The organism is Halalkalicoccus sp. CGA53 (assembly GCF_036429475.1).
In the GTDB taxonomy this organism is placed as follows: Archaea; Halobacteriota; Halobacteria; order Halobacteriales; family Halalkalicoccaceae; genus Natronorarus; species Natronorarus salvus.
Genome location: NZ_CP144125.1, coordinates 2,146,070 through 2,172,377 on the forward strand (window position 1 = coordinate 2,146,070; position 26,308 = coordinate 2,172,377).

Here is a 26,308-nt window from a genome sequence, read left to right on the forward strand (position 1 = left end):
AAAACTCATCCGTGTTCGATCCCCTCGAACAGGCTGAACGCGGTGGGCCGCTCGTCCTCTAAGGGCCGTGGGTAGAGCGCGATCGCGAGCACCACGTCGGCCCGGGACTCGACGCGCGTGGCGTGCATCGTGAGCGGGACCTCCCGATCGGAGACGCTGCCGACGGCGTCGAACTCGTCGATCGAGACCACCGTATCGAGTACGGTCGCCTCCTCGGAGGCGACGGGCGTGATGTCGCGAACCCGGTCGTAACGGGTCTGGAACAGCTCGACGAGGCGTCGCTCGGAGGCCCACGCGATCGGGTTCAGCGGCAGCCCCAGGAGCTGTGCCTTTGGCGTGCTCACGACGGCGAACACGCCGAGTCGGGTCTCGGTGAGCGATCCGAGGCTCGCGCGTCGATCGTACTCCGCGAGGTAGTTGGTCGTCCCGATGTCGTGGCTGGCGCTCCCCGCGCCGAGTTCGCGGGTGAAACGGGTCTGGCCGATGACCCGGGGTCGGTAGTCGGTCAGCGAGAGGGTCTCCTCCCGGACCCCGACCGGTTCGGAGACCGTATCGAGCGAACTGCGGCCGAGGGCGACGCCGACGCCGCTCGCCGCCGCCAGCACCGTCGCCGCCGCACCACCCAGTACGGCTCGTCGCGAGAGCATCGACCGACCTACCCCACCTCGGGGTATTACTACGCGGTGCCTACGGCCGCCCGCGTCGAGTCACTGCGAGAGGGACTCGGCGAGGTGGTAGACCTCCTCCGAGTCGTCGACGAGCCGAGGGTAGATCCCGACGACCACGACGAAGTCCTCGGTGGCCTCGGCGGTTCCGAGGTGGAGGTGGACCTCGGTCAGTTCGCTCCCGACGTACGCCTCGGCGGTGTACGTCGAAACCTCGACCTCGTCACCGAGGACCGAGAGCGTCGTCCGATCGACCTCCTCGCCGATACTCACGTCGTCGTAGCCGCTCGCGACCTGCTCGGCCACCTCCCGGTTGTCCAGCTCGGCGATCGGATTGAACGTCCGCCAGAGCAGATCCACCTGCGGGGTCGAGAAGGCGCTGAAGCTCGCGGTCCGAGCGCGTCCGAGCGGCCCCGCGTCGAGGGCGCGTTCGTACTCCGCGAGCACGTTCCGGGCGTCGACCTCCCGGGTCACCCCGGCGACGGTGAACGACTCCGTGATCGTCCGTGTCTCGATACGCCGTTCGTCGTACTCCGTCGCAGAGAGCGTCTCCTCGCTCGGCTCGGCCGGGTCGGCCTCGAACCGGAGCGAGTCGCTCCCGGTGACGAACCCGACACAGCCGGCGGTCGAGACGAGCGTTCCGGCCGCCGCGACGCCGACCGCACGCCGTGAGAGTTTCATCGACCGCTAATCTCCTACGCTATCGTATACGTTTTCCGGGCAGAGTCGCTTCGCCAGCCCCTAACCGATCACTCGGGCAACCGGTAGGTCGGCCCCTCGGAGCCGTCTTCGACCGTCACCCCCAGCCGTTCCAGTTCCTCGCGGAGTTCGTCGGCCCGATCGAACGCGCCGGCCTCCCGTTCCTCCTCCCGGAGCGAGACGATCAGCCCGACGAGCTCCTCCGCGAGTTCGACGGTCCCCTCGCTCTCGGCGCCGAACACGAACCCGAGAACGGAGCCGCCGAGCTCCTCGACCGTCTCGATCGCCCGGGTGAGCCCCCGGTAGTCGAAGGGCCCGCCCGCGTCCAGGTGGCGGTTGACGGCGCTCGCGACCGACAGCAACGACGCGAGTGCCTCGCGCGTGTTGAAGTCGTCGTTCATCCCGGCGACGAACGCCTCCCGAGCGCTCTCGATCGTCTCCCGGAGCTCCCGGTCCTCGACCTTCGTCCGTGCGTCGGGGCCGTCGGCGGCATCGACGGCCCGTTCGTACGCTCTCGAAAGGCGCTCCCAGCGCTCTTCGGCCTCCGAGAGCGCCGCCTCGTTGTAGGTCTGGCGACTCGAGTACGACGTCGAGAGCAGGAACATCCGGAGGACGTTCACGCCGAACCGCTCGACGGCGTCCTCGACGGTGAAGAAGTTCCCCAGGCTCGAAGACATTTTCTCCCCCTCGGTTTCGAGCAGGCGGACGTGCAGCCAGTAGCGCGCGAACTCCTCTCCCGTCGCCGCCTCGCTCTGGGCGATCTCGTTCTCGTGGTGCGGGAAGACGAGGTCCTGGCCGCCGATGTGGACGTCGATCGACTCCCCCAGATGGGTCATGCTCATCGCCGAGCACTCGATGTGCCAGCCTGGACGGCCCTCGCCCCACGGCGAGCCCCACGTCCGTCCCTTGGGTGGCTCCTCGGGGAGCTCCGCCACGTGTTCGGCGAGCGCCTCCCGTGAGACGCCGTCGGCCTTCCAGAGCGCGAAGTCCGCCGGGTGACGCTTCTCGCCCGTCTCCTCACCCTGTGACTCCACCTCCTCTATCTCCTGGTTCGAGAGCTTCCCGTACCCCTCGAACGCCGTGACGTCGAAGTAGACCGACCCGTTCGCCTCGTAGGCGTAACCCCGCTCGATCAGCCACTCGATCAGGTCGAGTATCTCGGGGACGTGTTCGGAGACCCGGGGGTAGACCTCGGCGCGAAGCAGGTTGAGCGAGCGCATCGCCGAGAGCGTCCGGCCGATCATCTCGCGGGCGACCGTCGCCTCGCTCTCGCCGAGTTCCCCGACCCGGGCGACGATCTTTTCGTTGACGTCGGTGAAGTTCTCGACGTGGCGGACGTCGTAGCCGAGCCAGGAGAGCCAGCGGTGTACGACGTCGACGTGGACCCACGCGCGGGCGTGTCCCAGGTGCGGGAGGTCCGAGACGGTGAGCCCGCAGTAGTAGAGCAGCACGGAATCGGGATCGCGTGGCTCGAACGGCTCGGTCTCGCCCGTGAGCGTGTTGTACACCCTGAGACTCATCGCTCTCCGAGAGGCCTGCGGACCGTTAAAAAGCGTCGAACCGATCCGACCGCAAGGGCTATGATCGAACGTGTTGTTTTATCGGCAATGACCCTCCTCAACCGTCTCCGAACGCGGACCGGGTTCGTCGCTTCCCTCGCCGTCGTAGCGTTGCTCTACGAGGCCGCGACCGGCGGCCTGAGCACCCAGGACGTGAGACGGCGGACGCGGGCGACCGCCGCGATCGCCGGGTTCGAGGCGAAGCGAACGGCCGGTCTCGTCCCCACGCCGGACCTTCCAACGGAGTGGGAGTACACCCTCCGCGGACGCTGGGCGCTCATGCGATCGATGGGCGCCGACAGATCGCACGTCACGATCCGACCCTCCCGGGGGGGCTTTCGCGTCGCTGCCCTCGTCGACGAGGGCGGCGAGCGCTCGCGAACCGAACTCACCGACGAACCGATCCCGTTCCCGGAGGCGCTCGATCTCGCGGCCGAACACGTCCACGGTCTGGTAGAGAGCGATCGGACCGCCCCGTAGGCCCTCGGGGATCATCGGAGGCAGTGGGATCTCGTAGGCTCACACGTCACCGGTGTCGTTCGATCCACGATCGACGAACTTCGAGCGTCTGTGACGATCCCTATCGGAGCAGGTCGACGTAGTCGACCGCCCGATCGACACCGTCCAGATAGTCGGTGAGGACGCTGCTGTCGTACAGGGTCATCGATCGCCGACGCCGCGTTTCATCTCCATCCACGCCGCGCGCGCCCGCTCGGCCGCCTCGGTTCCCTCCCACAGACCCGTTCCGGTTAGAGCGGAGTCGCGTCGCTCTCTCACGAGATGTGAGAGGAGGTCGTCGAACGGCTCGTCCTCGCCCTTCAGCGCGGCGAGGGCTGTGTGGGTGTCCTCCTCGACCCCGATACTGTTGCTCACGATCGTAGTATACGTGTGTGTATACACCCCGATTACCGTGGCTTCGAAGTACCTAAGCCGCTCTCGTCGCTAGATCGCTCCATGCAAGCGTTGGTGATCGTCGCACACGGTTCGCACCTGAACCCCGACTCGAGTACGCCGACGTACGACCACGCGGACGCGATCCGCGCGACCGGCGCGTTCGACGAGGTGCGCGAGGCGTTCTGGAAGGAAGAGCCCTCCTTCCGCGAGGTGCTGCGGACGGTCGAGAGCGAAGAGGTCTACGTCGTCCCGCTGTTCATCAGCGAGGGCTACTTCACCGAGCAGGTGATCCCCCGCGAGATGCGCTTGGAGGGCTGGGAGGTCTCCGACTGGGACTCCGAGGACGGTGTCAGCGCGACCTTCGCGACCTATCGCGCGAACGATGTCGAGAAGACGATCCACTACTGCGGGCCGGCCGGCACCCACGAGGTGATGAGCGACGTGATCGTCAGGCGTGCGGAGTCGGTGACGGGCGATCCCGACGTCGGCGAGGGCTTCGGCCTGGCGATCATCGGCCACGGAACCGAGCGAAACGAGAACAGCGCGAAGGCGATCCACTACCACACCGATCGGATCCGGGGGATGGACCGGTTCGACGAGGTCGAGGCGGTGTTCATGGACGAGGAGCCGGAGGTCGACGAGGTCACGGAGTTCTTCTCCGCTCCTGAGATCGTCGTCGTCCCGCTGTTCGTCGCCGACGGCTTCCACACCCAGGAGGACATCCCCGAGGATCTGGGGCTGACCGACGACTTCCGGGAGGGCTACCCGGTGCCTGGCGAGGTCGACGGCCACCGGATCTGGTACGCCGGTGCGGTCGGCACGGAGTCGCTGATGGCGGACGTGATCCTCGAGCGGGCGGCCGAGGCGGGTGCCGAGATCGGCGACGCCCGAGAGCGGATTGGCGAGCGAAGCGCGCCGTCGGTCGCGGGTGAGTGAATGAACGACGCGCAGGTCGGCGCGCTGGTAGAGGCGGCCGAGGAGGGCGTAGAGGTCGACGGGCTGCGGGTCACTCGCGTGGACGAGGGCTACCGGTTCGAGACGCCCGAGACGATCCACAGGGGGCTCTCGGAGTCGGCACTCCGCTCCGTCGCCGAGGAGAGCCCGTGGTTCGTCTCGAACTGGCACTACTGGACGCACGTCGTCGAGGGCCCGGAGCGCGCACGCTACGACTTCCTCCGCTGGGTCGAGGGCGCCGACGACCACGACGTTCCGAAGCGTTACGAGGCGCTCTCGTCGGGGGTGACCCGAGAGTGGGGCCAGCTCTCTATCACGGCGACACTCGCCGACGACGGTCTCCGGCGCTACGACCTGCGTCACGGGGCCGACCGCGACGTCTCCGAGGAGGACCTCGAGACGTACGTCGATCCGCTCGACGCCCGCGGGATCGCGACCTACGACGACGACGGCCGGTACCGACCGCTGTCGACCGCGCCGACGCTCCGGACCGGCTGGGTCTACCCCGACCTCGACGGGCGGGCGCTCGTCGAGACGGTCGAGTTCCTCTACCCCGCGACGGTCGAGAACTGGCACCGAGAGCGCCGCGGCGAGCTCGACGTTACCCACTTCCGAGAAACCGCGGAGCGCCAGACCGGGATCTACTCGATCGTGGAGGGGCTCACCGTCGAGGAGCTCGAGGCCGCCGCCGAGGCCTGCTGTGTCGACTCGCAGTGTCTCAAGCGTCGGATGTGGGACGAAGACGAGGAGACCCCGCTGCGGGTGCCCCGCGGCGAGGAGGCGTTTCCCTGTCGCGAACCCTGCTCGCTGTTCGTCACCGCCGCCCGGAAGTTCGTCACGCTCGGCCGCGAGGAGACACGCTCCTACGAGTTCGAACTGACGCCGACGGAGAAGGAGCAGGTCGAGGCGATCGTCGACGCGGTCGCCGACGGTCGCGTGGGTGAGATCCGTGAGGCCGACCTGAACGACGGCGCGAACCGCTACCGCGCCCGGTACCTCCGGGCGTTACGCGGCGGGGAGCACGGCCTCTCGGACACGCCGACGTACCCCGAGGACCACGACTAGAGCGAGCCCTCGGAGAGGAAGTAGCTCGCGGCGACGAATCCCGCGACGACGGCGACCCCGACGCCCGCCGCGACGCTCTCGGCGACGAGCCAGACGACGAGCGCGAGGCCGAGGACCCCGACGGCGAGCGCGCCGACCAGCAGCGGACCCCGTGGTCGTCCTCGCCCGTCTCTCGCCCGTGGTCTGGGCCTGGGACTCGAACGCTGCCCGCGCTGGGGGACGCCGAGGCGCTCGTCGACGGCCACCCGTGGCTCTTTCGTCGGCGGGGTCTCGCTTATAGTGACGGCCGCGTGCGCGCGCCGTGCGCCGTAGCCGGTGACGACGGAGAGCCGACCGGTCGTCGGTGCGGCCTCGCGGTCGACGGAGATCCGAACCCGATAGACCGCGCCGGCCTCGACGAAGTAGTTCCCGCCGCCGTCGACCGACGCCGCCCGCGAGAGGTCGTCGTCGAGGCTGAGGTGGACGTGCGTCGCCTGGCCGGCGTTCTCTATCTCGACGATGAACGACCGATCGGTCTCGAACGCCTCGGTACCGATCGCTATCTCGTGGACCGCGTCGCGGTTGATCACGACCGGGAGCGTCTGCGACACGAGTGACCCCTCGCAGGCGGGTGAAAAAAGCGTCACGGTACGCGCGGTCCGTCGGCGGTGCCGGCGTCGAAGGGGCTCACCCCGCCGCCCGCCGTCGGTTCGACCCGCCGAACCGATATATCAGCGCCGTTCGTGTCCGGAAAAGAGTGTTTCTCAGTCGTCCCGCATGTCCGGCGGGAGCAGGTTCGGGATGCCGTCCTCGATCGGGTAGGTCTCGCCGCACTCGGTGCAGACGAGGCGACCGGCGACGACCTCCTCGCCGTCCTGGACGTCGACCCGGAGGTCGAGTTCGGACTTATCGAGCGGGCAGCAGATGATCTCCATCAACGACTCCTTCACGCCGACTCACCCACGCGTCTCATGGCCCGAGCGACGGACGCCGGCGAGAAAAGCGTGACGGGTCCCCGGCGAGTCCACTTCCCTTCGCCCGGTTCACTCGCCTCGGTCCGTGACCTCCCGGGGTGTCGTGAACTCCTAGGTCGATCGATCCCGCGGCTTGATAGGACGAGGACGCGAAGCGGCGGCCATGCGAGAAGGGGTCATCATCGCGGGCGGTCGATCGACGCGCTTCGGCGAACGCGACAAGGCGATCGCTCCGCTCGCGGGCGTTCCGATGATCCGTCGAGTTGCGGATCGGGTATCGAGAGCGACCGACCGGCTCGTGGTGAACTGCCGCGAGGACCAGCGCGGCGCGATCGACGAGGCGATGGCTGGCTACGAGAACCCGATCGCGTTCGCGATCGACCGGGAGACGGACGCCGGCCCGATGGCCGGTATCAGGACCGGGCTCGCCGCCGTCGAGGCCGAGTACGCCGCGGTCGTCGCCTGTGACATGCCGTTCGTCGATCCGGCGTTCCTCGACTACCTCTTCGATCGTGCTGCGGGTCACGACGCCGCCGTCCCGCGGCGCGAGGACGGCTGGTACCAGACGACGCAGGCGGTCTTCCGGGCGCGTTCGATGGTCGAGGCCTGCGACCGGGCGCTCGCGGCCGGCGAGCGGAAGATCGTCGCCCCGCTGTTCGACCTGGAGTACGTCGTCGTCTCCGAGGACGAGATCGCAACACACGCCGCGGAGTGGACCTTCGAGAACGTCAACACGGAACGGGAGCTTCGCCGCGCGATCGAGCGTCTCGCGGGACAGTGAACGGATCTGTTAGTAACGGCTGAAGATGATTAACAGGTAGCATAATGATCGATCCGGCCGAGTAGTCGGTGGGGATATCAGATGGCAATGCAAGCGGTGGTCTACCAGGGGCCACACGAGGTGGCAGTCGAGGAAGTGGACGAGCCGGAGCTCCAGCACCCGAACGACGTGGTGATCGACATCACGACGACGTGTATCTGTGGGTCGGACCTCCACATGTACGAGGGTCGGACCGACGCCGAACCGGGGATCGTCTTCGGCCACGAGAACATGGGTGTCGTCACGGAGGTGGGCGACGGTGTGAGCACGCTGGGGGAGGGCGATCGGATCGTCCTCCCGTTCAACGTCGCCTGCGGGTTCTGTCAGAACTGCGAGGAGGGCTACACCGGCTTCTGTACGAACGTCAACCCCGGCTTCGCCGGCGGGGCGTACGGCTACGTCGCGATGGGGCCGTACAAGGGCGGGCAGGCGGAGCAGCTCCGCGTACCGTACGCGGATTTCAACGCACTGAAACTGCCCGAGGGCGACGAGCACGAGGACTCGTTCTCGCTGCTCGCGGACATCTTCCCGACCGGCTGGCACGGGACCGAGCTCGCGAACCTCCAGCCGGGCGAGTCGGTGGCGATCTTCGGTGCTGGCCCGGTCGGCGCGATGGCCGCCTACAGCGCGCACATCAAGGGCGCCGCGGAGATCTACACCGTCGATCGCGTTCCCAGTCGGTTGGACGCCGTCGAGGAGAACTGCGACGCGATCCCGATCGACTTCGAGGAGGGCGATCCCGTCGAACAGATCAAGGACGAACACGGCGGGATGGTCGACAAGGGCGTCGACGCGGTCGGCTATCAGGCGATCGACCCCGATACCGACCCGGGCGACGACGCCTACGACCCGGCGCGCGAGAACCCGGCGGTCGTGCTCAACCAGCTGATCCAGGTCGTGCGACCGACGGGCGAACTCGGCATCCCGGGGCTTTACGTCCCCTCGGACCCGGGCGCGCCCGACGAGATGGCCGCCCAGGGGAGGCTGGGGATCGACTTCGGGAAGTTCTTCGAGAAGGGACTCAAGTGCGGGACCGGCCAGTGTAACGTCAAGCAGTACAACCGGTACCTGCGCGACCTGATCATCGAGGGGCGGGCCGATCCGAGCTTCATCGTCTCGCACCGTGTGGGCTTGGAGGAGGCCCCCGAGATGTACGAGGCGTTCGACAACCGCGAAGAGGGCGTTACCAAAGTGCTGCTCGAACCATAGACGATCCGATCCAGCCTTCTTTCGACGCTATCCTCTGAGCCACGCCTTCGGGTGTTCGGCTCTGAGGTGGTCCTGATACCTCCTCGCGAGCCGTGCGTGCGAGGTCGCTTCGGCCGTCCAGGGACAGCGTTCGCAGGCACCGGTGAGCGTCGCCCGGTCGTCCGACGGGAAGGTGGGGCCGCGCGGGCCGGTTTGCATGGGACCCCTACCCGCCGACGCCGGATCAACCCGTCGGCGACAACGGTTTTTGACCTCACCGCGTAGCGAGGACGAATGTGTCAGTACTGCGGCTACGGACAGGACGAGGGGTGGGACGCCCTCCTCCAGTACGACGAGACGTACAAGAAGGTGACGCGACGGGACAACTACGGCTTTCACGAGTCCTGGGACGAGCTCCGTGAGCAGTTCTGATCAGTAGAGGGACGAACTGACGGCTCTCGAACGTTCGTCTCGAGCGAAGAGGGGTGGAAACACCCGCTCAGGAGAACCGCGTACCGTTCATCGGATTCGCCCGAACGGTGACGACGCGAACGACTTTTGAGTCGTGCTACCGATCACTCGTCGATGGACGCCGTCTCCGAACTCAGGCAACGGGAAGTGGAAACGTACTTTGACGTGATCGCCCGTGGCGGTTCCCGGCGGCTGCTCCGGGCCCGGTCGTTCCACAATCTAGGGGAGTGGGAACACGAGGATTACGAACGGCTGTCGGATACGCTCCTCGACTCGAATGCGACGAGCAGCTTTTCGTTCCTCGGGAGGGATGCCCAGCGCTACTCCGAAACGATCGAGGGACTCGACGATGCCGCCCACGAGATCGTCCTTCACGGCTATCGCCACGTGGCCTGCGCTGACATCGAGTACGCCCTCGCTCACGAGAACCTCTCGCGCGGTCTGAACGCGATCGAGGACGCCGCTGGGGTAACCCCCCGGGGGTTCATCGCACCCCGTCAGGAGGTAAACGCCGCGACGCTCGACGTGATCGAGGAGCTCGGAATCGAGTGGGTTCTCGGTCGTACGGACGCGGAGATCCCCCCCGGGATCGACTACCTCGAGCCGGCTCATCCGTACGACCTACTCATGCTCAACGACGGTGACGAACCATCGGAGGCGTTCGAACGCATCTCCGAGCAGACCCGACCGGGGGCCGCGTTGCTGTTCCACCCGAACATGCTCGAGTACTACGACGCGCTCGAGGAGTTCGAGGTGTGGATCGGCGACACGACTCCCGTCTCGATCGGGACGCTCTTCGAGGAGGGCGGTGTGGGTCTGATCAACGACGCCATGAAGCCGCTCCGGATAACGTGAGTTCGGAAGCCGGCGATCGGAGATGTACGGCCTCGATACGGTACACACGATTCCCGACGGGAATCCGTCGGAGCAGCGGTTGCGGCGGCGTGTGAGTCCCCGTACCGATCGATCCAACCGCCGTGACGAGAGTGTGAGCGGCCCCATTCTACGCTCTTTCAGCGAGGGAACGGATCGGCAGTCCGCGGGACCTCCCGCTCGTCCTCGCCCGCGAGACAGCCCTCCAGACGCTCCCTGACCGCCACCTCGTCGATCCCCCGGCCGATGAAGACGAGTTCCGAGCGGGGGTCGTCCCGTTCGGGGTCCCAGCGGCCGATCGGCCCCGCACGGACCGCGTCGCCGGCCTGGCTGAACCCCATCACCTCCTCCTCGCGCCCGGCGACGAGGAAGACCCCCTTCGCCCGGATGATCTCCGGGTGGTCGGCGAACTCGGAAAACGCCTCGTCTAGGCGCCCGGGGTGAAACGGCTCTCGATACCTGACGACGAACGACTCGACCCCGAACTCGGTCGCCGGCGAGTGGTCGTGTTCGGGCTCGTCTCCCTCCCCGTGTTCGCGGGCGTGGACGAGTTCGCGCTTCCAGCCCGCAGAGCGCTGCATCTCCGCGAGGTCGAACCGGCCGGTGTCGAGGATCCGATCCGGGTCGACCTCGGAGAACTCCGTCCGCACGATCTCCGCCCGTGGGGCCAGCCGCGAGACGATCGACTCGACGCGCTCCATCGCGTCGGGTGAGAGTCTGTCGCGTTTGTTGAGTAGGAGGATGTCACAGCACTCGACCTGGTCGACCATCACCTCGGTCGGGTGTCGCCCCTCCGCGTCGACGCGCTCGTCGCGCTCGGGGAGGTCGCCGTCGCCGAACGCCGCGTCGAACTGGGCGGCGTCGATCACCGAGACGAGCGTGTCGAGACGGAATTCCGAGAGTTCGTCGCCGAGAAACGTCTTGGCGACCGGCACCGGTTCGCTGATCCCGGAGGACTCGACGAGCAGGTAGTCGAACGCGCGGCTCTCGGCGAGGCCTTCGACAGCGTCGACGAGGTCGCCGCGAAGCTCACAGCAGATACAGCCGTTCGAGAGGTCGACGATCCCTTCCGACTCGCTCTCGCGGGCGACGAGGTCGGCGTCGACGTTCACCTCGCCCATGTCGTTGACGAGCACCGCGACCCGCCTCTCGGTCGTTTCGAGCACGTGGTTCACGAGGGTGGTCTTGCCCGCCCCGAGGTAGCCGCTCACGACCGTCACCGGGATCGTCGCCGCTCCTGTCATGGGTGAACACACCGGTGGATCGGCCAAAAACGTGTCGTGACGGGATCGGGGCCCCGACTCTCACAGCCGCGAGCCCGCGAGTTCGACCTCCTCGTCGAGCGCGCGGTTGTGCAGCGCCCGGCCGCTCTCGCGGTCGAAGAGGTGGATCGCCGACTCCGGAAACCGGGCGACTTTCGTCTCGCCCGCCTCGACCCGACGCATCCCGCCGATCGAGGCGGTGAACGTCGTCTCGGTCCCCTCGATCCGGACGAGGAGGTTGTTCTCGTCGCCCATCGGCTCGACCACGTCGATCTCGACGGGGACGTCGTGGTCGGTCTCGACCGCTTCGACGATCCCGACGTCTTCCGGCCTGATCCCGAGCATCAGATCGGTCGACTCGCCGAGCGTCTCCCGGACCTCGGGCGAGAGGGGGTACTCCAGGCCGTCGCCGACCAGCCGGTCGCCCTCCAGCGTGACGTCGAAGACGTTCATCGACGGCTCGCCGATGAAGCTCGCGACGAAGAGGTTCTCGGGGCGGTGATAGCACTCCAGCGGGGTGGCCACCTGCTGGAGTTCGCCGTCGTCGAGGATCGCGATCCTGTCGCCCATCGTCATCGCCTCGGTCTGGTCGTGGGTGACGTAGATCGTCGTCACGCCGAGTTCGTTCTGCAGGCGCTGGAGCTCCATCCGCATCCCGGACCTGAGCTTCGCGTCGAGATTGGAGAGGGGCTCGTCCATCAGGAACACCGACGGGTCGCGGACGATCGCCCGCCCCAGCGCGACACGCTGTTGCTGACCGCCGGAGAGTTCGGCCGGCTTTCGCCCCAGGAGTTCGTCGATCTCGAGCATCGCCGCGGTCTCCTCGACGCGCTCGTCGATCGTCGCGCCGTCGAGGTCGGTCGACTCCTCGAGCCCGAAGCGCATGTTCCCCCGCACCGTCATGTGCGGGTAGAGCGCGTAGTTCTGGAACACCATCGCGATGTCACGGCGCTGGGCCGGCACGTCGTTTACGACCTCGTCGCCGATCGCGATCGTTCCCTCCGAGACCGACTCCAGCCCGGCGATCATCCGGAGCGTCGTCGACTTCCCGCAGCCGGAGGGGCCGACCAGAACGAGGAACTCCCCGTCGTCGATCTCGAGCGAGACGTCGTCAACCGCGAGGATCTCGTCGCCGTCGTCGTCGAAGCGTTTCGTGACTCCCGTGAGTGTGAGTTCTGCCATGGTTCTATGAGGCTCCGGTGATCCCCTTCGCGAACTGCCGTCCGAAGACGACGTAGATCACGATCGTCGGGAGCGCCGCGATGAACGCCCCCGCCATCTGTATGTTGTACTCCTGGACGAGCGAGCCCTGGAGTTCGTTCAGCGACTGGGTGACGACGTAGTTCGACCGCGAGGTCACCAGCACGAGCGCGAACAGCAGGTCGTTCCAGATCTGCGTGAACTGGTAGATGAGCGTCACCGCGAACATCGGCAGCGAGAGCGGGAGCACGATCCGCCGGTAGACCCCGAACGCGCTCGCGCCGTCTAAGCGTGCGGCCTCGATCATCTCGTCGTCCATCGTCTTGTAGTACGACCGGAAGAGGATCGTACAGATCGGGATGCCGTAGGCGGTGTGGGTGATCGTCAGCTCGATCAGGTCCGCCCGGTCGGCGAGGAAGGGTGCGAACGAGAGCAGCGAGGCCAGCCCGACGGCGGACCAGAACTGCCTGAGCGGGACGAGCACCGACTGGTAGGGCAGGAAGACCCCGGCGAGAAAGAGCACGAGGACCCCGACCTGGCCCCGCCAGGAGAGCTTCGTCAGGCCGTAGGCGGCGAGGCTCCCCAGGAACGCCGAGAGCAGCGTCGCCGGGACGACGAACAGCACGCTGTTGACGAGCCCGCCCTGGAGGGTGGCGAACGCGAGCTGCCAGGGCTCGACCGTGAACCACTCGGGCGTGGGCGGGGCCAGCGGCGCCGTCTGGACGAAGCCGGTCCGCGTCTTGAACGCGGTCATGAACCCACTCCACAGCGGCGAGAGGTAGAACGCGATCAGTGCGAACAGGACCCCGTAGAGGCCGACCCGTCCGATGTCAAGCCCCTCGAACCGTCTCGCGAGTCCGGTCTTCGAACCCCGAGCGGTCGTCATAGGTCACCCCGCTTATACTGCAGGTAGAGGTAGGGCGCGACGACCGAGAGCGCCATCAGGAAGAGGACCGTCGCGACCGCGGCGCCGTAGGCCCACTGCGACCGCGAGAACGCTACCCGGAACATCATCACCGCGAGGATGTCGGCCGATCGTCCGGGATTGTCCCCGAACATGACGAAGATGAAGTCGAACGCCTTGAGCGCGAACACCATCAGCACGACCGCCGCGCTCGTCGTCGCCGCACTGAGCTGTGGAACGATCACCCGGCGGTACATGCGGAACGCGCTCGCGCCGTCGACCTTCGCCGCCTCGTAGTGTTCCGTGGGAATGGCCCGCAGCCCCGCGAGGTAGACGACCATCGCGTAGCCGCTGAACTGCCAGGTGAGCGCGAAGATGATCGCTCCCAGCCTAGTTCGGGGATCGCCGATCCAGTTCAGTGCGAGGACGTCCAGTCCGATTCCCCTGAGGACGGTGTTGATCACGCCCGTCGTCGGGTTGTACATCCAGGACCAGAACACCGCGGTGACGACGAACGAGAGCGCCATCGGCAGCAGGTAGATCGTCCGGAAGGTGTTCTCGAACCGGATGTTCTGGTCGACGAGGATCGCGAGCACGAGCCCGATGGTGAGCGAGACGACGGTGAACACCACGAGCAGGACGACCGTGTTGCGGAACGCGGCGACGAACGAGGCGTCGCCCGGCATCTGGGCGTACATCTCGAAGCCGAGGTCCGTGTACTCCGGCTGGGCGAGCCCGGTCCAGTCGGTCAGCGAGATGAGGAGGTTCCAGCTCACCGCGCCGTAGACGAACAGTCCGACCAGCAGCGCCGGCGGCAGCCAGAACGGGAGCGACTGGACGAACTGGCCGTGTCGCAGCCGGGAGAGCCGCCCACCCGCGGCGCTCGATGTGCCCCCGTCGGTCCGGAGGGTGGACGAACGACGACGTAGCCGGGCGAGCAGTCGTTCGAAATCGGTACGCATGGTGGGCGTTTCTCCGTGGTCCCTTAGAAGATGTCGATGAGTTCCTGGGTCGTCTCCTGGGGGTCCCAGTTGTCGGTGAACACCGCGAAGGCCTCCTCGACCTCGCTGGCCTGGGCCGGGTCGAGACCGCTGCCGTGGGAGATCGAGGTGACCTGCTCGTCGGAGTCCTCGAAGTCGGCCATCTGGTCCTGGAGGAACGGTGGGAACTCGTCGGTCGGGACGTCGGTGCGTGGCGGTATCGAACCCTTCGGCGGGTTGAACCGCTCCTGTGCGTCGACCGTCGAGCAGTACGAGAGAAAGGCCTCGGTGGCGTCCGTCGTCGGGTTGTTCGCCGGCATGACGAACGAGTCCATCACGAGCGTGTAGACGCCCTCGGTGCCGGGGAACGGGACATAGTCCCAGCCCTCGCCGTACTCGAAACCCTCCTCGTCGGCGGCCTGGTACTGGCCGGCCGCCCAGTCGCCGTTGTGGTGAAAGGCCGCGTCGCCGGTGATCACCGCGGAGTTCGCCTCGTCCCAGGCGACCGAGCCGGCGTCCTCGTTGAAGTACTCGCTGGTCGCCTCGACGAGCGAGAGCGACTCCTCGATCTCGCTTTCGAGCTCCGCCGCCTCGCCGTCGAGGAACCGCTCGAACGTGTCGACGCCGTGCTGGCCGGTGAAGGTGACCTCCCACTGCTGGAGGACGCCCCACGGCTCCTGAGTCTGCTGAGCGAGGCCGACGTAGCCGGCGTCGTCGGCCGCCTCGAACAGTTCGAGGAGGTCCTCGGGGCTCTCGGCGCCCTCGACGTCGAGGCCGACGTCCTCGACGACCTCGACGTTGTAGAACAGCTGGTTCAGCCGGTGGATGTTGATCGGGACGGAGACGAGGTCGCCGTCCGGTCCCGCGGCGTCGAGGACGCCCTCGACGTAGGCGCCCTCGTCGTCGTAGAACTCCCCGACGGGCTCGAGCGCGTCGGCGTCGAGGTAGGGCCGGAGCGCCTCGCCGGGCCAGATCTGGAACGTGCTCGGCGGGTCCTCGTCGATGACCCGGGTCTGGATCTCCGCGTCGATCGCCGCGCCCGCGCCGCCCGGCGCCGGGTTGTTCTCGACGCCGTACTCGGGGTACTCCTCTCGATATCCCTCGAGGAGCGCGTCGAGCGCGTCCTCCTCGCCGCCGGCCGTCCACCAGTGGACGATCTCCAGTTCCTCCTCGACGTCCGCGTCGTTGGCGTCGTCAGCGGTTTCGTCGGTGTCGTCCGCATCCTCGTCGGTGTCGGGATCGTCCGCGTCGTCGGCGATCTCTTCGGGGTCCTCGTCCTCGGCACAGCCGGCGAGACCGGCCGCGCCGGCCGCACCGACGGTGAGCAGGTACCGTCGCCTCGTGAGTGAGCGTCGTCTATTCATTGTCCCTCGTCCGTAGTCGTGTGTAATCGGACATAAATGGTGCCATTCCGTCGAAGGGAGGACCGCTCGAATCGGGCGCCGAGAGAGGTTCAACGCGATCTCCTGCGTGGCGTCCGCTCCCGGGCTCTCGTTCGTTTCCGACGATCGGAACCGTTTCGAGCGGTGCGCTCTCGACGGTCCGACCGTGACGATCCGGTCGATCGCGCAAGCGATAACCCTCGGACGCCGAAACCGGTGGTATGTTCGAGGCGCTTCGGTACCCGCTCCGCGGCGAGCACGCCGAGAAGGCGCTGCTCGCGGCGTGGCTCTGCGTCCTCGTCCACTCGATCGCGCTCCCGGTGCTCGCGCTCGTCCCGCTGCTGGGCTACCTCGCGACGGTCCTCGAAACCGGCGACGAAGACGAACCGCCGACGTTCCTCGACCGAACTGTGCTCCGTCGTGGGATCGGAGCGAGCGTCCTCGCGGGTGTCTACGGCGCGATTCCTCTGGGGATGGCGCTGGTCACCTTCTATCTGCTCGCGGAAACCGGGAGGGAGCCGACGGGCGCCGGCACGCTGATCGTCCTCGCCGGCTCGACGACGGTGCTGTTCGTCCTCGCGACGGCGGCCTACCTCCTCCCGATCGCGCTCGCGAACTACGCCCGGTCGGACTCGCTCCGCGCCGGGCTCAAACGGCTCCGCCCGATCGCGGTCCACGCCGCCTACTTCGTCGGCTGGAGCTCCGGCTCGATCCTCGGCCTGCTTGGCCTCGCGCTCACGAGCGCGCTCGTGGATCTCGGAGGAGTGCTCGCCGTCCTCGGCTCGCTCGTCGGCGCCTACATGACGATCGTCGCCGTGCGGCGGGTCGCCCGGGGCTACGCCGTCGCGGTCGATTAGGGGTCGAACGCCGCCGGGTCCTCGTCCAGCACACCCATCGCGAGCCAGCAGTTCGTCGCCGGGTGGTAGCCGGGTTCGACCGCCGGGCCGCGGTTCGGCCCGTCGTACGCGCCCTCGCGGGTGCATTTCTCGTACCAGTTCCCGGTTCCGGGGTCGATCAGGTGCTCCCGAGCGTAGGCCCAGAGCCGATCGTACCACCTCAGGTCGGAGTCGTCGTGATCGGCGAGGAGCGCGCTCGCGCCGATCGCCTCCGCGTGGACCCAGCCGTACTTCGCCGCGACGATCGGCTCCCCCGAGGCCTCGACGGTGTAGGAGAGTCCTCCGCACCGCTCGTCCCACCCGAGATCGATCGCGGCGTCGAACAGTTCCCGGGCTCGCAGGACGAACCATTGCTCCTCGCGGTGCTCCGCGAGCACGAGGAGCAGTTTCGCCCACTCGGCGTGGTGACCCGGCTGGTAGCCCGGCGGGCGGAACTGGTGGTGGGGTTCGTCCTCGTTGTACGCGAAATCGGGCTCCCACGACTCGGTGTAGTGCTCCCAGAGCAGTCCATCACTCTCGCTCGCCAGGTCGCGAGTGAACCGGTCGGCGACCGTGTACGCCCGGTCGAGAAAGCGCGCCTCCCCGGTGGCCTCGCCCGCAGCGAGTAGCGCTTCGAGGGTATGCATGTTCGCGTTCGCGCCCCGGTAGGGAGAGAGCTCCGTCCAGTCGGGCGACGCCCGATCGGCGTACAGTCCGTACTCCGGTTCGAAGAACCGATCCTCGAGGACGGAGAACGCCCGGTCGAGTTCCTCCCTGCCGCCAGGGATTCCCGCCCGGTGTGCCCGCGCGCCCGCGAGGAGCGCGAAGGCGTGGCCGTAGCAGTATCTGGTTCTATCCGTCGCGTCACGGCCGTCGAGCAGCCAGTCGTAGCCCTCGCACTCGTCGTCCCAGTGAGCGACCGAGAGGAATCGGAGGCCGTGCTCGGCGGCGTACCGACACCAGTCGGGACCGTCGGCGAGCACGCCGAGCGAGAAGTTGTTCACGCCGCGGGCGGTCGCGACGAGGTGTTTCGTTCGACCGTCGTAGACGCCCCCGTCGCGTTCGTCGATCTGGGCGATATACCCCCCGTAACGGGCGTCGATGCAGTCGGGGTAGTAGAAATTCAGGACGTCACGAAACGCGTGTCGGAGCCCCTCGCGTGTGCGGTAGACGTTCATGGCCGACACCCCGAGCGGGAACGACATAGCTGGCGGGGTCGAGACGACCGAAACCCGACGTCGATCAGTCGTCGCGCAACCCGACGGACGATCGCTGGAGGTCGGCTTCGCCTCCCTCCCGCTCAGTCGTCCGCCGGAGCCCCCTCCGCCGGTTCGATCCCGACCTCGATCTCCGCGGCGGCGGCCTTGTACTCGGGGATCTTCGCCCGCTCGTCGAGCACGTCGTTCGTGAGCACGTTCGCCGAGGCCGACGCGAAGTGCGGCGTCGTCCAGATCACGCCCTCCTTCGTGTCCTCGGTGACCTGCGCCCGCACGTCGATCTGACCCCGACGCGAGCGGATTCTAACGATATCGCCGTCCTCGATCCCGTAGCGTTCGGCGTCAGCGGGGTGGACGTCGACGAAATTCTCCGGATGCTGGCGGTTCAGCGTCGGCGAGCGCCGGCTCATCGTCCCCGTGTTGTAGTGCTCTTCGAGTCGGGCCGTCGTGAGGATCAGCGGGTACTCCTCGTCGGGCGTCTCAGCGGGCGGGGTGTGTCTGACCCCCTCGATGTGACCCAGGCCGTTCTCGGTGTCGAAGCTCTCCTCGTAGAGGTAGGGGTCGCCCTCGTCGCCGATCTCCTCACAGGGCCACTGGATCCCCTCCTCGCCGAGCAGCTCGTAGGTCATCCCGTAGTAGCTCGGACAGACCTGTCTCAGCTCCTCGAAGACCTCCTCGGGATCGGAGAACGAGAAGCCGCCGTCCTCGCCGAAGAGCCTGGTACCGATCTCCGAAACGATCTCCAGGTCGTGTTTCGTGGTCTCGTGGACCTTTTCGACCCCTCGCATCCGCTGGACCCGGCGATCGGTGTTGGTGACGGTGCCGCCGCGTTCGGCCCACGTCGTCGCCGGCAGGACCACGTCCGCGAACTTCGCCGTCTCGGTCATGAAGATGTCCTGGACGGCCATGAACTCGAGCTCCTCGAACCGTTTCGCGACGTTGTTCGCGTCCGGTTCGGACATGATCGGATTCTCGCCCATCACGTAGAGCCCGTGGACGGAGTTCCCCGCCTCGTGGGAGATCTCGACGTTCGTCAGCCCCGGCTCGGGGGGGATCTCGAAGCCCCAGACCTCCTCGACCGACTCGCGGGCCTCGTCGTCGTCGACGAGCTGATAGCCGGGGAGGACGTTCGGCATCGCGCCGACGTCACAGGTGCCCTGGACGTTGTTCTGCCCGCGAAGCGGGTTCACCCCGGTTCCGGGCCGACCGATGTTGCCCGTGATCAGCGCGAGGTTGATCTCGTTCTGGACGTTGTCGACGCCACAGCGGTGCTGGCTCATCCCCATGCCCGTGAAGATGGCGGCGTTGCCCGCATCCGCGTACTTCCGGGCGGCCTCCTCGATCTCTTCGAGGGGGACGCCACACTCCTCGGCGGCGGCCTCCTTGTCGAAGCCCTCCAGTGTCTCTTTCAGGTGCTCGAACCCCTCGGTCCGCTCGGCGATGAACGCCTCGTCGATCCAGCCGTCCTCGGGATGGGCCTCGTGGTGCTCGAGGATCGTCTTGAGGACGATATTGAGCAGCGGGATGTCCGTCCCGGGGTTGAGCTGGAGGTGCATGTGCCGGTCGGTCCCCTCGATGTCGAACGTCCGGGTCGTCTTGTTCGCGTGAGGGTCGATCTGGATCACCGTCGCACCCTCCAGTACCGCCTGCCGGAAGTAGACGCTGTTGGCGATCGGGTGTTGTTCGGCCGGGTTCGCCCCGTGGATCCAGAATACGTCCGCCGCCTCCCGGAGGTCGGCCATGCTGTTTGTCATCGCGCCCGCGCCGAGGCTCGTTCGCAGCGCCCAGACCGTCGAGGCGTGACACATCCGCGTACAGTTGTCGACGTTGTTCGTGCCGAAGCGCCGGGCGAGCTTCTGGAGGAGGTAGTTCTCCTCGTTCATCGTCTTCGAGGAGCCGTAGAAGCCCATCGCGTCCGGGCCGTGCTCCTCGCGGATCCGTTCGAGCTCGTCGACGATCAGGCCGTAGGCCGCCTCCCACGACGCCTCGCGGAACTCGCCGTCTTCCTTGATCAGCGGCTCGGTCAGCCGGTCCTCGTGGTCGACGACCTGCGTCGCGGCGCCGCCCTTGATGCAGATCTTCCCCTCGTTGACCGGCGCCTCGCCCCACGGCATGAAACGCATGTCGCCGGGTTCCTCGCCCGGATTGACCTGGATACCACAGCCCACGCCGCAGTACGGACAGATCGTCTTCACCGGCTCCTGCTCCTCAGTCGCCATCGCCGCTCACCCCGTGATACAGGTTCATCGGTCTAGACCGAGGGAGAGAGACCACTTTACGCTTGCGAGATGGTCACAAACGATCATGTTCGATCACGTATGCAAAGCGTTCAGGGTCTCCCCCTCCTCCTCCCGGTATGGAGCTCACCCGTACGCTCGTCTCCGAGGCCGCCGCCGAGTACGACGAACGCGAGCCGTTCGTCCCGGTCGAGGTGGAGAACGTCGAGACGCTTCCCGAGGCGTTCCGAGAGGGGGAGTTCGGCTTCCGCGACGCCGAGTGGGTCGTCCAGTGGTTCTACAGACGCCCCACCGGCGAGTACTCGAACCGCGAGATCCGCCAGCGGGAGGGGGCGTTCGCGGCGAACGAGCGTCAGGAGGTCCGACGAGCAGTGACTGACGCCGCGACCGGAGGCACCCTCGCTGAGCGAATCGACCGGCTGTGCGAGCTAGAGGGCGTGGCCCTCCCGGTCGCCTCGGCGTTCCTGTTCTTCTCGGATACGGAGCGGTACATCGTCGTCGGGCCGCGGGAGTGGGGGACGCTCCACGCGGCGGGCGAGGTGGAAGGGGGCTACCCCAATCCGCCGACGCTCGCCGAGTACGAGCGCTACCTCGAGCGCTGTCGCTCGCTCGGAGAGCGCTTTGACTGCGACATGTGGACGCTGTATCGGGGGCTGTGGCGGCTCGGTAGCGAGGACTAGCGCCAGAACGGACCGAGCGCCCGCGTCCGCCTGTAGAGGTAGAGCAGCCCGGCGGGGACGTTGATCAGCCAGATCGCGGCGAGTACCGGCCAGAGCAGGCGGTTCGGCTCCCAGTCGCTCGCCTCGCGGACGTACATGAGGTCGAAGTAGGTGAGCACGGGTAACAGCAGCCAGGTGACGACGATCACCCCGCCGACGTCGACGAGCAGACCGATCTGGTCCAGGAACAGCCAGATGGCGACCCAGACGGCGATCCCGGCGGCGACGCCCCAGGCCCACCGTGACGAGCGATCCGTCGGCTCTCGCTCGGGCAGGTCGAGGACGTACCGGCTCTCCACCCGGCGGAGGGGGACGCGCTCGCCGTTGAGGTCGGCGAACGTCGACGGGTGGAGGTCGAGCGCGGCGAGCAGTCCGACGAGCGGGGCCTCTTCGCTCATCTCGTCCGGCCACTCGACGTAGACGGTGGTGGAGCGATCCGCATCGAGGTGGACGCCGAGCACGAGCGCCTCCAGCGTCTCGATCCCCACCGGATAGCTCTCGGGAACCTCGCTCGCGGGGCGGCGCTCGGCCTCGATCACGACGCCCGTGATCGTCGCCTCCCGAGGACCGCTTCCGATCCCTCCACCTCGGAGAGCGACGCCTCGAGGTCGAGAAACCCCTCGGCCTGCCGGTCGTAGCGTTCGGCGGTCGACTCGACCTCTCGCTCCTCGCTCATGTCATCCGCTCCGCAGGCCCAGATAAAGCCCTTGTCGCTACTCGAACGGCTCTTCGAGGACGATCGTCTGCTCGCGACCCGGGCCGACGCTGACGGCGTAGATCGGCGCCCCAAGTTGCTCACTCACGTACTCCAGGTAGGTTCGTGCGTTCGCGGGGATCGCCTCGTAGCCCTCGGCCGCGACCGCCTCCCAGTCGGGTTCGGGCCAGCCCTCGAACGTGCGGTAGTTCACCGTACAGCGGGCCCACCGCTCGCTCGTCGAGGGCAGCGTCAGGAGCTCCTCCCCGTCGAGCGTGTACGAGTGACCCACCTCGACCTCGTCGAGCCCGGCCAGCACGTCGACGTGTCCGATCACGAGGCCAGTGAACCCGCTGACGCGAGCGGCGTGTCGCAGCATCGGCAGGTCGAGCCAGCCGACGCGACGCGGGCGACCGGTGACCGTCCCGTACTCCCCACCCTCGTCGCGAATGTACGTCGCGAGATCGGACGCCTCCGGGCGGCCGCCGTCTTCGGGGGTCTGGCCCTCGACGGAGCCGAGTTCGGTCGGGAGCTGGCCCGTTCCCACGCGCGTGAGATACGACTTGACGATACCGATCACCTCCCCCCGGCCGACGACCGTCGGCCCGACGCCGGTGCCCGTCGCGGCGTACCCTCCCGTCGGGTTCGAGGAGGTGACGTACGGGTAGTCGCCGTGGTCGATGTCGATGACGGTGCCCTGGGCACCCTCGAACATCACGTTCTCACCGGCATCGATCCGCTCGGTGAGGAACGCGCCCGCGTTCACCGTCATCCCCTCCTCGCGGAGCCGCTCACCGTAGCCCCGGGCGAGCGAGAAGAGCGTCTCGTAGTCGAACGCGTCGTCGAACCGCTCCGGGTCCGCCCCGTAGACCGACTCGCAGAGCGCCCGCTTCTGCGGGAGGACGTACGAGAGCTTCCGATCGAGTGCGTCGGGGTCGAGCAGGTCGCCGATCCGGATGCCGCGGCGGCCGACCTTGTCCTCGTAGGTGGGACCGATCCCCTTCCCCGTCGTGCCGGCGTCGAGGTCGGAGTCGGATTTGGCCTCCTCCTCGATCCCGTCGAGCGCGCGGTGGTACGGCATGATCACGTGTGCGCGCTCTGCGACCCGGACGTCGGGCTCCAGTCCGCGCTCGCGGAGTTCGTCGATCTCCGAGAAGAGCGTCTCGGGGTTGACCACGCAGCCGTTTCCGAGCACGCCCACCTTCCCGCGGACCGCGCCACTGGGGACGAGCGAGAGCTTGTACGTCTCCTCCCCGAGGACGACGGTGTGGCCGGCGTTGTCGCCGCCCTGGTAGCGGGCGACGACGTCGGCGCGCTCGCCGAAGAGGTCGACGACGCCGCCTTTCCCCTCGTCACCGAGCTGGGACCCGACGATGGTAACGGTCATCGGGCGGAGTTCCCGTGCCGTCGCTTTACCGGTTGCGGTCGATTCGTCGGACCGAAACGGTTACCACGGCGCACACACCTCTTAGAGGAAGAGGCGGGTTTTGCGGTCCGGGGGGCAACGTTTAAAAAGGAAGCAAGACAAGTTAGCAAGTGCCATGATAGACCGGCTTGAGAAGGAAGTCGACATGCTCGAACGACACCTGCAGGTGCTGAAGATGGTCATCGAGAACGAGCCGATCGGGATCGTGAAGATGTCGAACGAGACCGGCTACCCACACCACAAGGTGCGCTACTCGCTTCGCGTCCTCGAGGAGGAGAACCTCATCGAGCCCTCCAGCCAGGGTGCGATCACGACCGACCGGACCGAGGAGTTCGTCAACGACCTCGATGGAAAACTCGACGGGACGATCGACACCCTCGAGGGGATGAAGATCGACAGCATCGCCGAGATCCAGTCCTAGAGCTCCGGCAGCGTCAGTTCGAACCCGCCGTCGCGCGCCTCGACCAGACAGAGGTGGTAGCCGCGTCTCCGCGAGAGCCGGACGAAGCTCTCCCTGGAGCCGCCCTGGAGGAGCCCCGACCGCGTCGCCTCGTCCGCCAGTTCGAGCGCCTCGGGGTCGAAGAAGCTCGTCGTCACCGCCATCGCGCCCGAGAGGGCCTCCTCGGCCTCGGCGACCGCCGACGCGGAGCGGACCAGCGAGGTCATCGGCTCGACGCCAGCCGGCTCGCGGCCCTCGTGGAGGTCGGCGACGAGAAGTGGTTCGCCCATCCTGTCGCGTAGCACCACGTCGAACCTCTCTCGCTCCTCCTCCTCGCCCCCGTCGATCTCGATCGATCCCAGAAGCTCCGCACGGTCGATCCGCGAGAGCGCCTCGGTGAGGGTGGCGATCCCCGACGCCGTTTCGCTCTCGCCGATCTCCGCCAGCAGGTCGCCGACGAGCCACTCGACGAACCGGTACTCGATCGTCCCCGCGAGGAACGCGGAGAACGGCTCGCCCGCCACTGAGAGCCCCTCCGAGTCGAACCGCGTGTGCGTCGAGAGCCGGAGGTTCTCGACCAGCGCGTCGCGCTCTGCCTCGCCCGCGTGGACGTCCGGGAGCGTCGCCCCCCGCTTCGAGTCGTAGCGGACGAACAGGTCCGTCCCCGAGAGCGCCGTCTCCGGGTCGATCGAGCGACCCTCGTCCTGCGTCGGTTCCGGGCCCGACCGCTCGCGCTCCGCTCGATCCAGTCGCTCGCGAAGGTCGGTGACGGTCCCGCGCAGCCGTTCGGCCTCCGCCGCGACGGCGTCGCGCTCTGCGCGAACGGATTCGAGCGTCTCGCGGAGCGCGTGCGCCGACTGGCCGTCGACGGGCGGTACCTCGTCCGGCGGTCCACTGCGTGTTCCCTCCGGATCACGATCCGTCTCGTCGGCGGAGGACGTGGGCTCGATCCCATCGAGGGCTCCCGAGTCGTGTCGATCGGCCGTCTCCGACTCGCCCCGTCCCTCGGGCACCGTCGCCGGGTCGCCACCGTCGCCCGCGCTCAATGCGGGGTCGAGCGAGGGGACCCGCCTCCGTCCGCGCCAGTCGCGCTCGGCCGCGAGCGGGTCCTCGGGGGCCTCGGACCGCTCGGGGAGGTCGATCCCCTCCGGCAGTCCCTCGGTGTCAGCGTCGGGCTCCGCCCCCGAGGCCGTCGTGACGGACTCCTCCTCCACGAGCGGCCCGTCCGTCGGTACCTCCTCCGGTTCCGACCCGTCCGGCGCCTCCGCACCAGCGTCGTCGATCCCGTCGTCAGTCACGGAAACCTCGCTCTCCTCCGCCGGTTCCGGGGCGAGTGCCGGCTCACCCTCGTCCGCCGGAGTCACCGCATCGACCGGACTCGTGGGATCGTCGGCCGTGTCGTCTCGGATCGGATCGACCGTCACGTGCTCTCGGCCCTCCGGCATCGGCACATCGGAACGTCGACCGTCGGCCGGCTCGTCGGACGGGGACGCGTCGGCCCCCTCGGCGGGCTCTCGTGTCCCGTCGGTTTCGGCTGCCGGCGCCGGGGGCTCCTCGCCCGGCTCCGGGAGCTGCGCGACCGTCAGATCGACCGAGACTACCTCGTAGATGCCGACCTCCGCCTCGGCTCGTTCCCGGGCTTCCTCGCCGGTCAACAGGCGTTCGCCGGTGCCGACGAACGCGACGTCCATCGAACGACCGCCGTAGTAGACGGTGTAGTACTCCCCGCTCAGGACGTTCTCGGAGAGCGAGACGTAGCCCGAGAACCCCCGTTCGGTGAGCGTCTCGTGGACCTCGGTCAGGGGGGTCTCCTCGGTGTAGTAGCTCGCTGTCGTCTCCCCACCCTCTTCGGCCATCGCGTACAGGAGCGAAAGCCCCGGATCGGGTGCGCTGTGGACAGCGGTCGGCGTCTCGAAGGCGTCGAGCGAGGTCGCCTCCGGGCCGATCGCCCGGCCGTTGAGCAGGAACAGGCGACGGTCATCCACGCTCGCGACGCCGGTGAACCCCTCCGCTGCGAGCGTCGGGAGGGGCTCGGAGTCGCCGTCGATCGATCGGGTCTCCCACTCGGAGAGCCGTGTCTCTATGTGCGTCTGCATGGCTCGGCGGTGGCGAGGGTCCGATAAAACCTTTCTGCCGATCGGAGAGGTTACAGCTTGCTCTCGGCGTCGTCGGCGAGCTCCTCCATCCGCTTCGAGAGGCGGCCGGCGTTCGAGAACTCGTCGTCGCTCATCGCCGTCGCGAGCGCGTTTCCGAGGACGAAGACGGCGTGTTTGTGCTCGCTCTTGGACTTGTGGACGTGTGAGGGGTCGACGTCGAGCTGGTCGTAGGGGGCGAAGATCGAGCCGTCGACCTCCTCGCGCGAGCGGAAGTACTCCATGATCGTCACCATCTGCTCGTGGAGTTCGAGGAGTTCCTCTTTGTGCATTACTCGCGCTACGGCGGTTGCGGTGTTAAGGATTTCCCGAGAGGAGATCACACACCTAGAACACGTACTCGTCTTCGTGGCCCATCATCCCGTCTTCCTCCACGCCGGCCTCGTCCGCGAGCGCGCCGCCGCTGGTCTTGTACGCTTTCATCCCGGTCGAGAGGAGCTCCTCGATCGCCTCCTCCCGGTTGAGGAAGTCGCCCTGGTCGATCATCTGCGAGATCTGCATTTCGAGGTGCTCTGGGATCGTTATCTCTACTTTCGGCATCTGAACAACCGGGGCTTCGGCCAGGGTGTATATAACTCTGGTGGGGTGGCCGGTTCCCCCGCGTGTCGCTCTCTGCGGTCCGTTCGCACGGACTGCCCCGTTCGAAGCCCCTACCCATGCCGGCCCGCTCTCCCGACCC

30 protein-coding genes are annotated in these 26,308 nt (G+C 67.5%); 10 read left to right on the forward strand and 20 right to left on the reverse strand.

What is annotated here, in order from left to right:
- Positions 1-5: 5 nt before the first annotated feature.
- The 3 genes from V2L32_RS12810 to cysS all read right to left on the reverse strand — a co-directional run bounded on the left by V2L32_RS12810 (position 6) and on the right by cysS (position 2,884).
- A complete protein-coding gene (locus tag V2L32_RS12810; protein WP_331232817.1) occupies positions 6-647 on the reverse strand; it encodes a DUF6517 family protein in 642 nt (213 codons plus the stop codon).
- A gap of 60 nt (positions 648-707) precedes the next feature.
- Positions 708-1,346 (reverse strand): DUF6517 family protein, encoded by a 639-nt coding sequence (locus V2L32_RS12815; RefSeq protein ID WP_331232818.1) that lies wholly within the window; start codon positions 1,344-1,346, stop codon positions 708-710.
- Between the two features lie 68 nt (positions 1,347-1,414).
- Positions 1,415-2,884, reverse strand: coding sequence for a cysteine--tRNA ligase (cysS, locus tag V2L32_RS12820; RefSeq protein WP_331232820.1), 1,470 nt, complete (start codon positions 2,882-2,884; stop codon positions 1,415-1,417).
- Between the two features lie 87 nt (positions 2,885-2,971).
- On the opposite strand from cysS, the gene V2L32_RS12825 reads away from it, so the two are divergent.
- On the forward strand, positions 2,972-3,403 hold the full coding sequence (locus V2L32_RS12825; protein ID WP_331232821.1) for a hypothetical protein: 432 nt from the start codon (positions 2,972-2,974) through the stop codon (positions 3,401-3,403).
- Between the two features lie 180 nt (positions 3,404-3,583).
- Here the strand turns inward: V2L32_RS12825 and V2L32_RS12830 are convergent, their stop codons facing one another.
- On the reverse strand, positions 3,584-3,796 hold the full coding sequence (locus V2L32_RS12830) for an antitoxin VapB family protein (RefSeq protein WP_331232822.1): 213 nt from the start codon (positions 3,794-3,796) through the stop codon (positions 3,584-3,586).
- A gap of 81 nt (positions 3,797-3,877) precedes the next feature.
- Between V2L32_RS12830 and V2L32_RS12835 the strand changes: the two genes are divergently transcribed.
- Together V2L32_RS12835 and V2L32_RS12840 are read left to right on the forward strand one after the other, a co-directional pair.
- The gene (locus V2L32_RS12835; RefSeq protein WP_331232823.1) at positions 3,878-4,753 is read left to right on the forward strand and encodes a CbiX/SirB N-terminal domain-containing protein; all 876 of its coding nucleotides are present in this window, start codon (positions 3,878-3,880) and stop codon (positions 4,751-4,753) included.
- Entirely contained in the window at positions 4,754-5,836 is a 1,083-nt protein-coding gene (locus V2L32_RS12840; protein ID WP_331232824.1) for a DR2241 family protein, read from the forward strand.
- On the opposite strand, the gene V2L32_RS12845 is transcribed toward V2L32_RS12840, so the two are convergent.
- The gene (locus V2L32_RS12845; protein ID WP_331232825.1) at positions 5,833-6,426 is read right to left on the reverse strand and encodes a DUF7524 family protein; all 594 of its coding nucleotides are present in this window, start codon (positions 6,424-6,426) and stop codon (positions 5,833-5,835) included. The two genes, V2L32_RS12840 and V2L32_RS12845, sit on opposite strands and share 4 nt — an antisense overlap.
- A gap of 153 nt (positions 6,427-6,579) precedes the next feature.
- Entirely contained in the window at positions 6,580-6,765 is a 186-nt protein-coding gene (locus V2L32_RS12850; RefSeq protein ID WP_331232826.1) for a methytransferase partner Trm112, read from the reverse strand.
- 187 nt (positions 6,766-6,952) lie between these two features.
- On the opposite strand from V2L32_RS12850, the gene mobA reads away from it, so the two are divergent.
- Positions 6,953-7,570, forward strand: a complete 618-nt coding sequence (gene mobA, locus V2L32_RS12855) for a molybdenum cofactor guanylyltransferase (protein WP_331232827.1) — start codon at positions 6,953-6,955, stop codon at positions 7,568-7,570.
- Between the two features lie 87 nt (positions 7,571-7,657).
- Entirely contained in the window at positions 7,658-8,818 is a 1,161-nt protein-coding gene (locus V2L32_RS12860) for a glutathione-independent formaldehyde dehydrogenase (RefSeq protein ID WP_331236611.1), read from the forward strand.
- Positions 8,819-8,845: 27 nt separating this feature from the next.
- Here the strand turns inward: V2L32_RS12860 and V2L32_RS12865 are convergent, their stop codons facing one another.
- Positions 8,846-9,016 (reverse strand): hypothetical protein, encoded by a 171-nt coding sequence (locus V2L32_RS12865; RefSeq protein ID WP_331232828.1) that lies wholly within the window; start codon positions 9,014-9,016, stop codon positions 8,846-8,848.
- Between the two features lie 75 nt (positions 9,017-9,091).
- Between V2L32_RS12865 and V2L32_RS12870 the strand changes: the two genes are divergently transcribed.
- The gene (locus V2L32_RS12870) at positions 9,092-9,229 is read left to right on the forward strand and encodes a hypothetical protein (protein ID WP_331232829.1); all 138 of its coding nucleotides are present in this window, start codon (positions 9,092-9,094) and stop codon (positions 9,227-9,229) included.
- A 153-nt stretch (positions 9,230-9,382) separates the two neighbouring features.
- On the forward strand, positions 9,383-10,123 hold the full coding sequence (locus V2L32_RS12875; RefSeq protein WP_331232830.1) for a polysaccharide deacetylase family protein: 741 nt from the start codon (positions 9,383-9,385) through the stop codon (positions 10,121-10,123).
- A 158-nt stretch (positions 10,124-10,281) separates the two neighbouring features.
- Here the strand turns inward: V2L32_RS12875 and V2L32_RS12880 are convergent, their stop codons facing one another.
- From V2L32_RS12880 to V2L32_RS12900, 5 genes are read right to left on the reverse strand one after another with little or no spacing between them, the layout of a single operon-like run.
- Complete coding sequence (locus V2L32_RS12880; RefSeq protein WP_331232831.1) at positions 10,282-11,385, reverse strand: CobW family GTP-binding protein; 1,104 nt, start codon at positions 11,383-11,385, stop codon at positions 10,282-10,284.
- Between the two features lie 60 nt (positions 11,386-11,445).
- Positions 11,446-12,585, reverse strand: a complete 1,140-nt coding sequence (locus tag V2L32_RS12885; protein ID WP_331232832.1) for an ABC transporter ATP-binding protein — start codon at positions 12,583-12,585, stop codon at positions 11,446-11,448.
- Between the two features lie 4 nt (positions 12,586-12,589).
- Positions 12,590-13,489 (reverse strand): carbohydrate ABC transporter permease, encoded by a 900-nt coding sequence (locus tag V2L32_RS12890; protein WP_331232833.1) that lies wholly within the window; start codon positions 13,487-13,489, stop codon positions 12,590-12,592.
- The gene (locus V2L32_RS12895; protein WP_331232834.1) at positions 13,486-14,469 is read right to left on the reverse strand and encodes a carbohydrate ABC transporter permease; all 984 of its coding nucleotides are present in this window, start codon (positions 14,467-14,469) and stop codon (positions 13,486-13,488) included. The genes V2L32_RS12890 and V2L32_RS12895 overlap by 4 nt, the downstream gene beginning before the upstream one ends.
- 23 nt (positions 14,470-14,492) lie before the next feature.
- Positions 14,493-15,851 carry an ABC transporter substrate-binding protein gene (locus tag V2L32_RS12900; RefSeq protein ID WP_331232836.1) on the reverse strand — a complete coding sequence of 453 codons (1,359 nt, stop codon included), beginning with the start codon at positions 15,849-15,851 and terminating at the stop codon, positions 14,493-14,495.
- A 239-nt stretch (positions 15,852-16,090) separates the two neighbouring features.
- On the opposite strand from V2L32_RS12900, the gene V2L32_RS12905 reads away from it, so the two are divergent.
- On the forward strand, positions 16,091-16,726 hold the full coding sequence (locus V2L32_RS12905) for a DUF4013 domain-containing protein (RefSeq protein ID WP_331232838.1): 636 nt from the start codon (positions 16,091-16,093) through the stop codon (positions 16,724-16,726).
- Here V2L32_RS12905 and V2L32_RS12910 read toward each other — a convergent pair.
- Both V2L32_RS12910 and fdhF read right to left on the reverse strand, forming a co-directional pair.
- On the reverse strand, positions 16,723-17,922 hold the full coding sequence (locus V2L32_RS12910; RefSeq protein ID WP_331232839.1) for an AGE family epimerase/isomerase: 1,200 nt from the start codon (positions 17,920-17,922) through the stop codon (positions 16,723-16,725). The genes V2L32_RS12905 and V2L32_RS12910 overlap by 4 nt on opposite strands.
- A gap of 122 nt (positions 17,923-18,044) precedes the next feature.
- Positions 18,045-20,180 carry a formate dehydrogenase subunit alpha gene (fdhF, locus tag V2L32_RS12915; protein ID WP_331232841.1) on the reverse strand — a complete coding sequence of 712 codons (2,136 nt, stop codon included), beginning with the start codon at positions 20,178-20,180 and terminating at the stop codon, positions 18,045-18,047.
- Between the two features lie 137 nt (positions 20,181-20,317).
- Between fdhF and V2L32_RS12920 the strand changes: the two genes are divergently transcribed.
- Positions 20,318-20,878: a hypothetical protein gene (locus V2L32_RS12920; RefSeq protein WP_331232842.1), complete on the forward strand. Its 561-nt coding sequence runs from the start codon at positions 20,318-20,320 to the stop codon at positions 20,876-20,878.
- Here the strand turns inward: V2L32_RS12920 and V2L32_RS12925 are convergent.
- Genes V2L32_RS12925 through V2L32_RS12935 form a run of 3 tightly spaced genes read right to left on the reverse strand, consistent with a single transcriptional unit; the run spans position 20,875 to position 22,998 of the window.
- Positions 20,875-21,456 (reverse strand): hypothetical protein, encoded by a 582-nt coding sequence (locus V2L32_RS12925; protein WP_331232843.1) that lies wholly within the window; start codon positions 21,454-21,456, stop codon positions 20,875-20,877. The two genes, V2L32_RS12920 and V2L32_RS12925, sit on opposite strands and share 4 nt — an antisense overlap.
- Positions 21,453-21,593: a hypothetical protein gene (locus tag V2L32_RS12930; RefSeq protein WP_331232844.1), complete on the reverse strand. Its 141-nt coding sequence runs from the start codon at positions 21,591-21,593 to the stop codon at positions 21,453-21,455. Before V2L32_RS12930 ends, V2L32_RS12925 begins: the two co-directional genes overlap by 4 nt.
- A gap of 37 nt (positions 21,594-21,630) precedes the next feature.
- Positions 21,631-22,998 carry an adenylosuccinate synthase gene (locus V2L32_RS12935; RefSeq protein WP_331232845.1) on the reverse strand — a complete coding sequence of 456 codons (1,368 nt, stop codon included), beginning with the start codon at positions 22,996-22,998 and terminating at the stop codon, positions 21,631-21,633.
- Positions 22,999-23,152: 154 nt separating this feature from the next.
- Here V2L32_RS12935 and V2L32_RS12940 point away from each other — a divergent pair, with 154 nt between their 5' ends.
- The gene (locus V2L32_RS12940; RefSeq protein ID WP_331232846.1) at positions 23,153-23,458 is read left to right on the forward strand and encodes a hypothetical protein; all 306 of its coding nucleotides are present in this window, start codon (positions 23,153-23,155) and stop codon (positions 23,456-23,458) included.
- Here the strand turns inward: V2L32_RS12940 and V2L32_RS12945 are convergent.
- The 3 genes from V2L32_RS12945 to V2L32_RS12955 are packed head-to-tail and all read right to left on the reverse strand — an operon-like array spanning position 23,455 to position 26,169.
- Positions 23,455-25,572 carry a DUF7527 domain-containing protein gene (locus V2L32_RS12945; protein ID WP_331232847.1) on the reverse strand — a complete coding sequence of 706 codons (2,118 nt, stop codon included), beginning with the start codon at positions 25,570-25,572 and terminating at the stop codon, positions 23,455-23,457. The two genes, V2L32_RS12940 and V2L32_RS12945, sit on opposite strands and share 4 nt — an antisense overlap.
- A gap of 50 nt (positions 25,573-25,622) precedes the next feature.
- Positions 25,623-25,901: a UPF0058 family protein gene (locus V2L32_RS12950; RefSeq protein ID WP_331232848.1), complete on the reverse strand. Its 279-nt coding sequence runs from the start codon at positions 25,899-25,901 to the stop codon at positions 25,623-25,625.
- Positions 25,902-25,956: 55 nt separating this feature from the next.
- Complete coding sequence (locus V2L32_RS12955; RefSeq protein ID WP_331232849.1) at positions 25,957-26,169, reverse strand: DUF7120 family protein; 213 nt, start codon at positions 26,167-26,169, stop codon at positions 25,957-25,959.
- Positions 26,170-26,308 lie beyond the last annotated feature (139 nt).

Bases quoted from the DNA above. Each gene is read 5' to 3' on its own strand.
- fdhF (WP_331232841.1), bottom strand. From the start codon at position 20,180: ATGGCGACTGAGGAGCAGGAGCCGGTGAAGACGATCTGTCCGTACTGC.
- V2L32_RS12890 (WP_331232833.1), bottom strand. From the start codon at position 13,489: ATGACGACCGCTCGGGGTTCGAAGACCGGACTCGCGAGACGGTTCGAG.
- V2L32_RS12865 (WP_331232828.1), bottom strand. From the start codon at position 9,016: ATGCAAACCGGCCCGCGCGGCCCCACCTTCCCGTCGGACGACCGGGCG.
- V2L32_RS12810 (WP_331232817.1), bottom strand. From the start codon at position 647: ATGCTCTCGCGACGAGCCGTACTGGGTGGTGCGGCGGCGACGGTGCTG.
- cysS (WP_331232820.1), bottom strand. From the start codon at position 2,884: ATGAGTCTCAGGGTGTACAACACGCTCACGGGCGAGACCGAGCCGTTC.
- V2L32_RS12900 (WP_331232836.1), bottom strand. From the start codon at position 15,851: ATGAATAGACGACGCTCACTCACGAGGCGACGGTACCTGCTCACCGTC.
- V2L32_RS12825 (WP_331232821.1), top strand. From the start codon at position 2,972: ATGACCCTCCTCAACCGTCTCCGAACGCGGACCGGGTTCGTCGCTTCC.
- V2L32_RS12905 (WP_331232838.1), top strand. From the start codon at position 16,091: ATGTTCGAGGCGCTTCGGTACCCGCTCCGCGGCGAGCACGCCGAGAAG.
- V2L32_RS12885 (WP_331232832.1), bottom strand. From the start codon at position 12,585: ATGGCAGAACTCACACTCACGGGAGTCACGAAACGCTTCGACGACGAC.
- V2L32_RS12870 (WP_331232829.1), top strand. From the start codon at position 9,092: ATGTGTCAGTACTGCGGCTACGGACAGGACGAGGGGTGGGACGCCCTC.
- V2L32_RS12875 (WP_331232830.1), top strand. From the start codon at position 9,383: ATGGACGCCGTCTCCGAACTCAGGCAACGGGAAGTGGAAACGTACTTT.
- V2L32_RS12895 (WP_331232834.1), bottom strand. From the start codon at position 14,469: ATGCGTACCGATTTCGAACGACTGCTCGCCCGGCTACGTCGTCGTTCG.
- V2L32_RS12880 (WP_331232831.1), bottom strand. From the start codon at position 11,385: ATGACAGGAGCGGCGACGATCCCGGTGACGGTCGTGAGCGGCTACCTC.
- V2L32_RS12940 (WP_331232846.1), top strand. From the start codon at position 23,153: ATGATAGACCGGCTTGAGAAGGAAGTCGACATGCTCGAACGACACCTG.
- V2L32_RS12935 (WP_331232845.1), bottom strand. From the start codon at position 22,998: ATGACCGTTACCATCGTCGGGTCCCAGCTCGGTGACGAGGGGAAAGGC.
- V2L32_RS12840 (WP_331232824.1), top strand. From the start codon at position 4,754: ATGAACGACGCGCAGGTCGGCGCGCTGGTAGAGGCGGCCGAGGAGGGC.
- V2L32_RS12930 (WP_331232844.1), bottom strand. From the start codon at position 21,593: ATGAGCGAGGAGCGAGAGGTCGAGTCGACCGCCGAACGCTACGACCGG.
- V2L32_RS12815 (WP_331232818.1), bottom strand. From the start codon at position 1,346: ATGAAACTCTCACGGCGTGCGGTCGGCGTCGCGGCGGCCGGAACGCTC.
- V2L32_RS12910 (WP_331232839.1), bottom strand. From the start codon at position 17,922: ATGAACGTCTACCGCACACGCGAGGGGCTCCGACACGCGTTTCGTGAC.
- V2L32_RS12945 (WP_331232847.1), bottom strand. From the start codon at position 25,572: ATGCAGACGCACATAGAGACACGGCTCTCCGAGTGGGAGACCCGATCG.
- V2L32_RS12920 (WP_331232842.1), top strand. From the start codon at position 20,318: ATGGAGCTCACCCGTACGCTCGTCTCCGAGGCCGCCGCCGAGTACGAC.
- V2L32_RS12950 (WP_331232848.1), bottom strand. From the start codon at position 25,901: ATGCACAAAGAGGAACTCCTCGAACTCCACGAGCAGATGGTGACGATC.
- V2L32_RS12835 (WP_331232823.1), top strand. From the start codon at position 3,878: ATGCAAGCGTTGGTGATCGTCGCACACGGTTCGCACCTGAACCCCGAC.
- V2L32_RS12860 (WP_331236611.1), top strand. From the start codon at position 7,658: ATGCAAGCGGTGGTCTACCAGGGGCCACACGAGGTGGCAGTCGAGGAA.
- mobA (WP_331232827.1), top strand. From the start codon at position 6,953: ATGCGAGAAGGGGTCATCATCGCGGGCGGTCGATCGACGCGCTTCGGC.
- V2L32_RS12955 (WP_331232849.1), bottom strand. From the start codon at position 26,169: ATGCCGAAAGTAGAGATAACGATCCCAGAGCACCTCGAAATGCAGATC.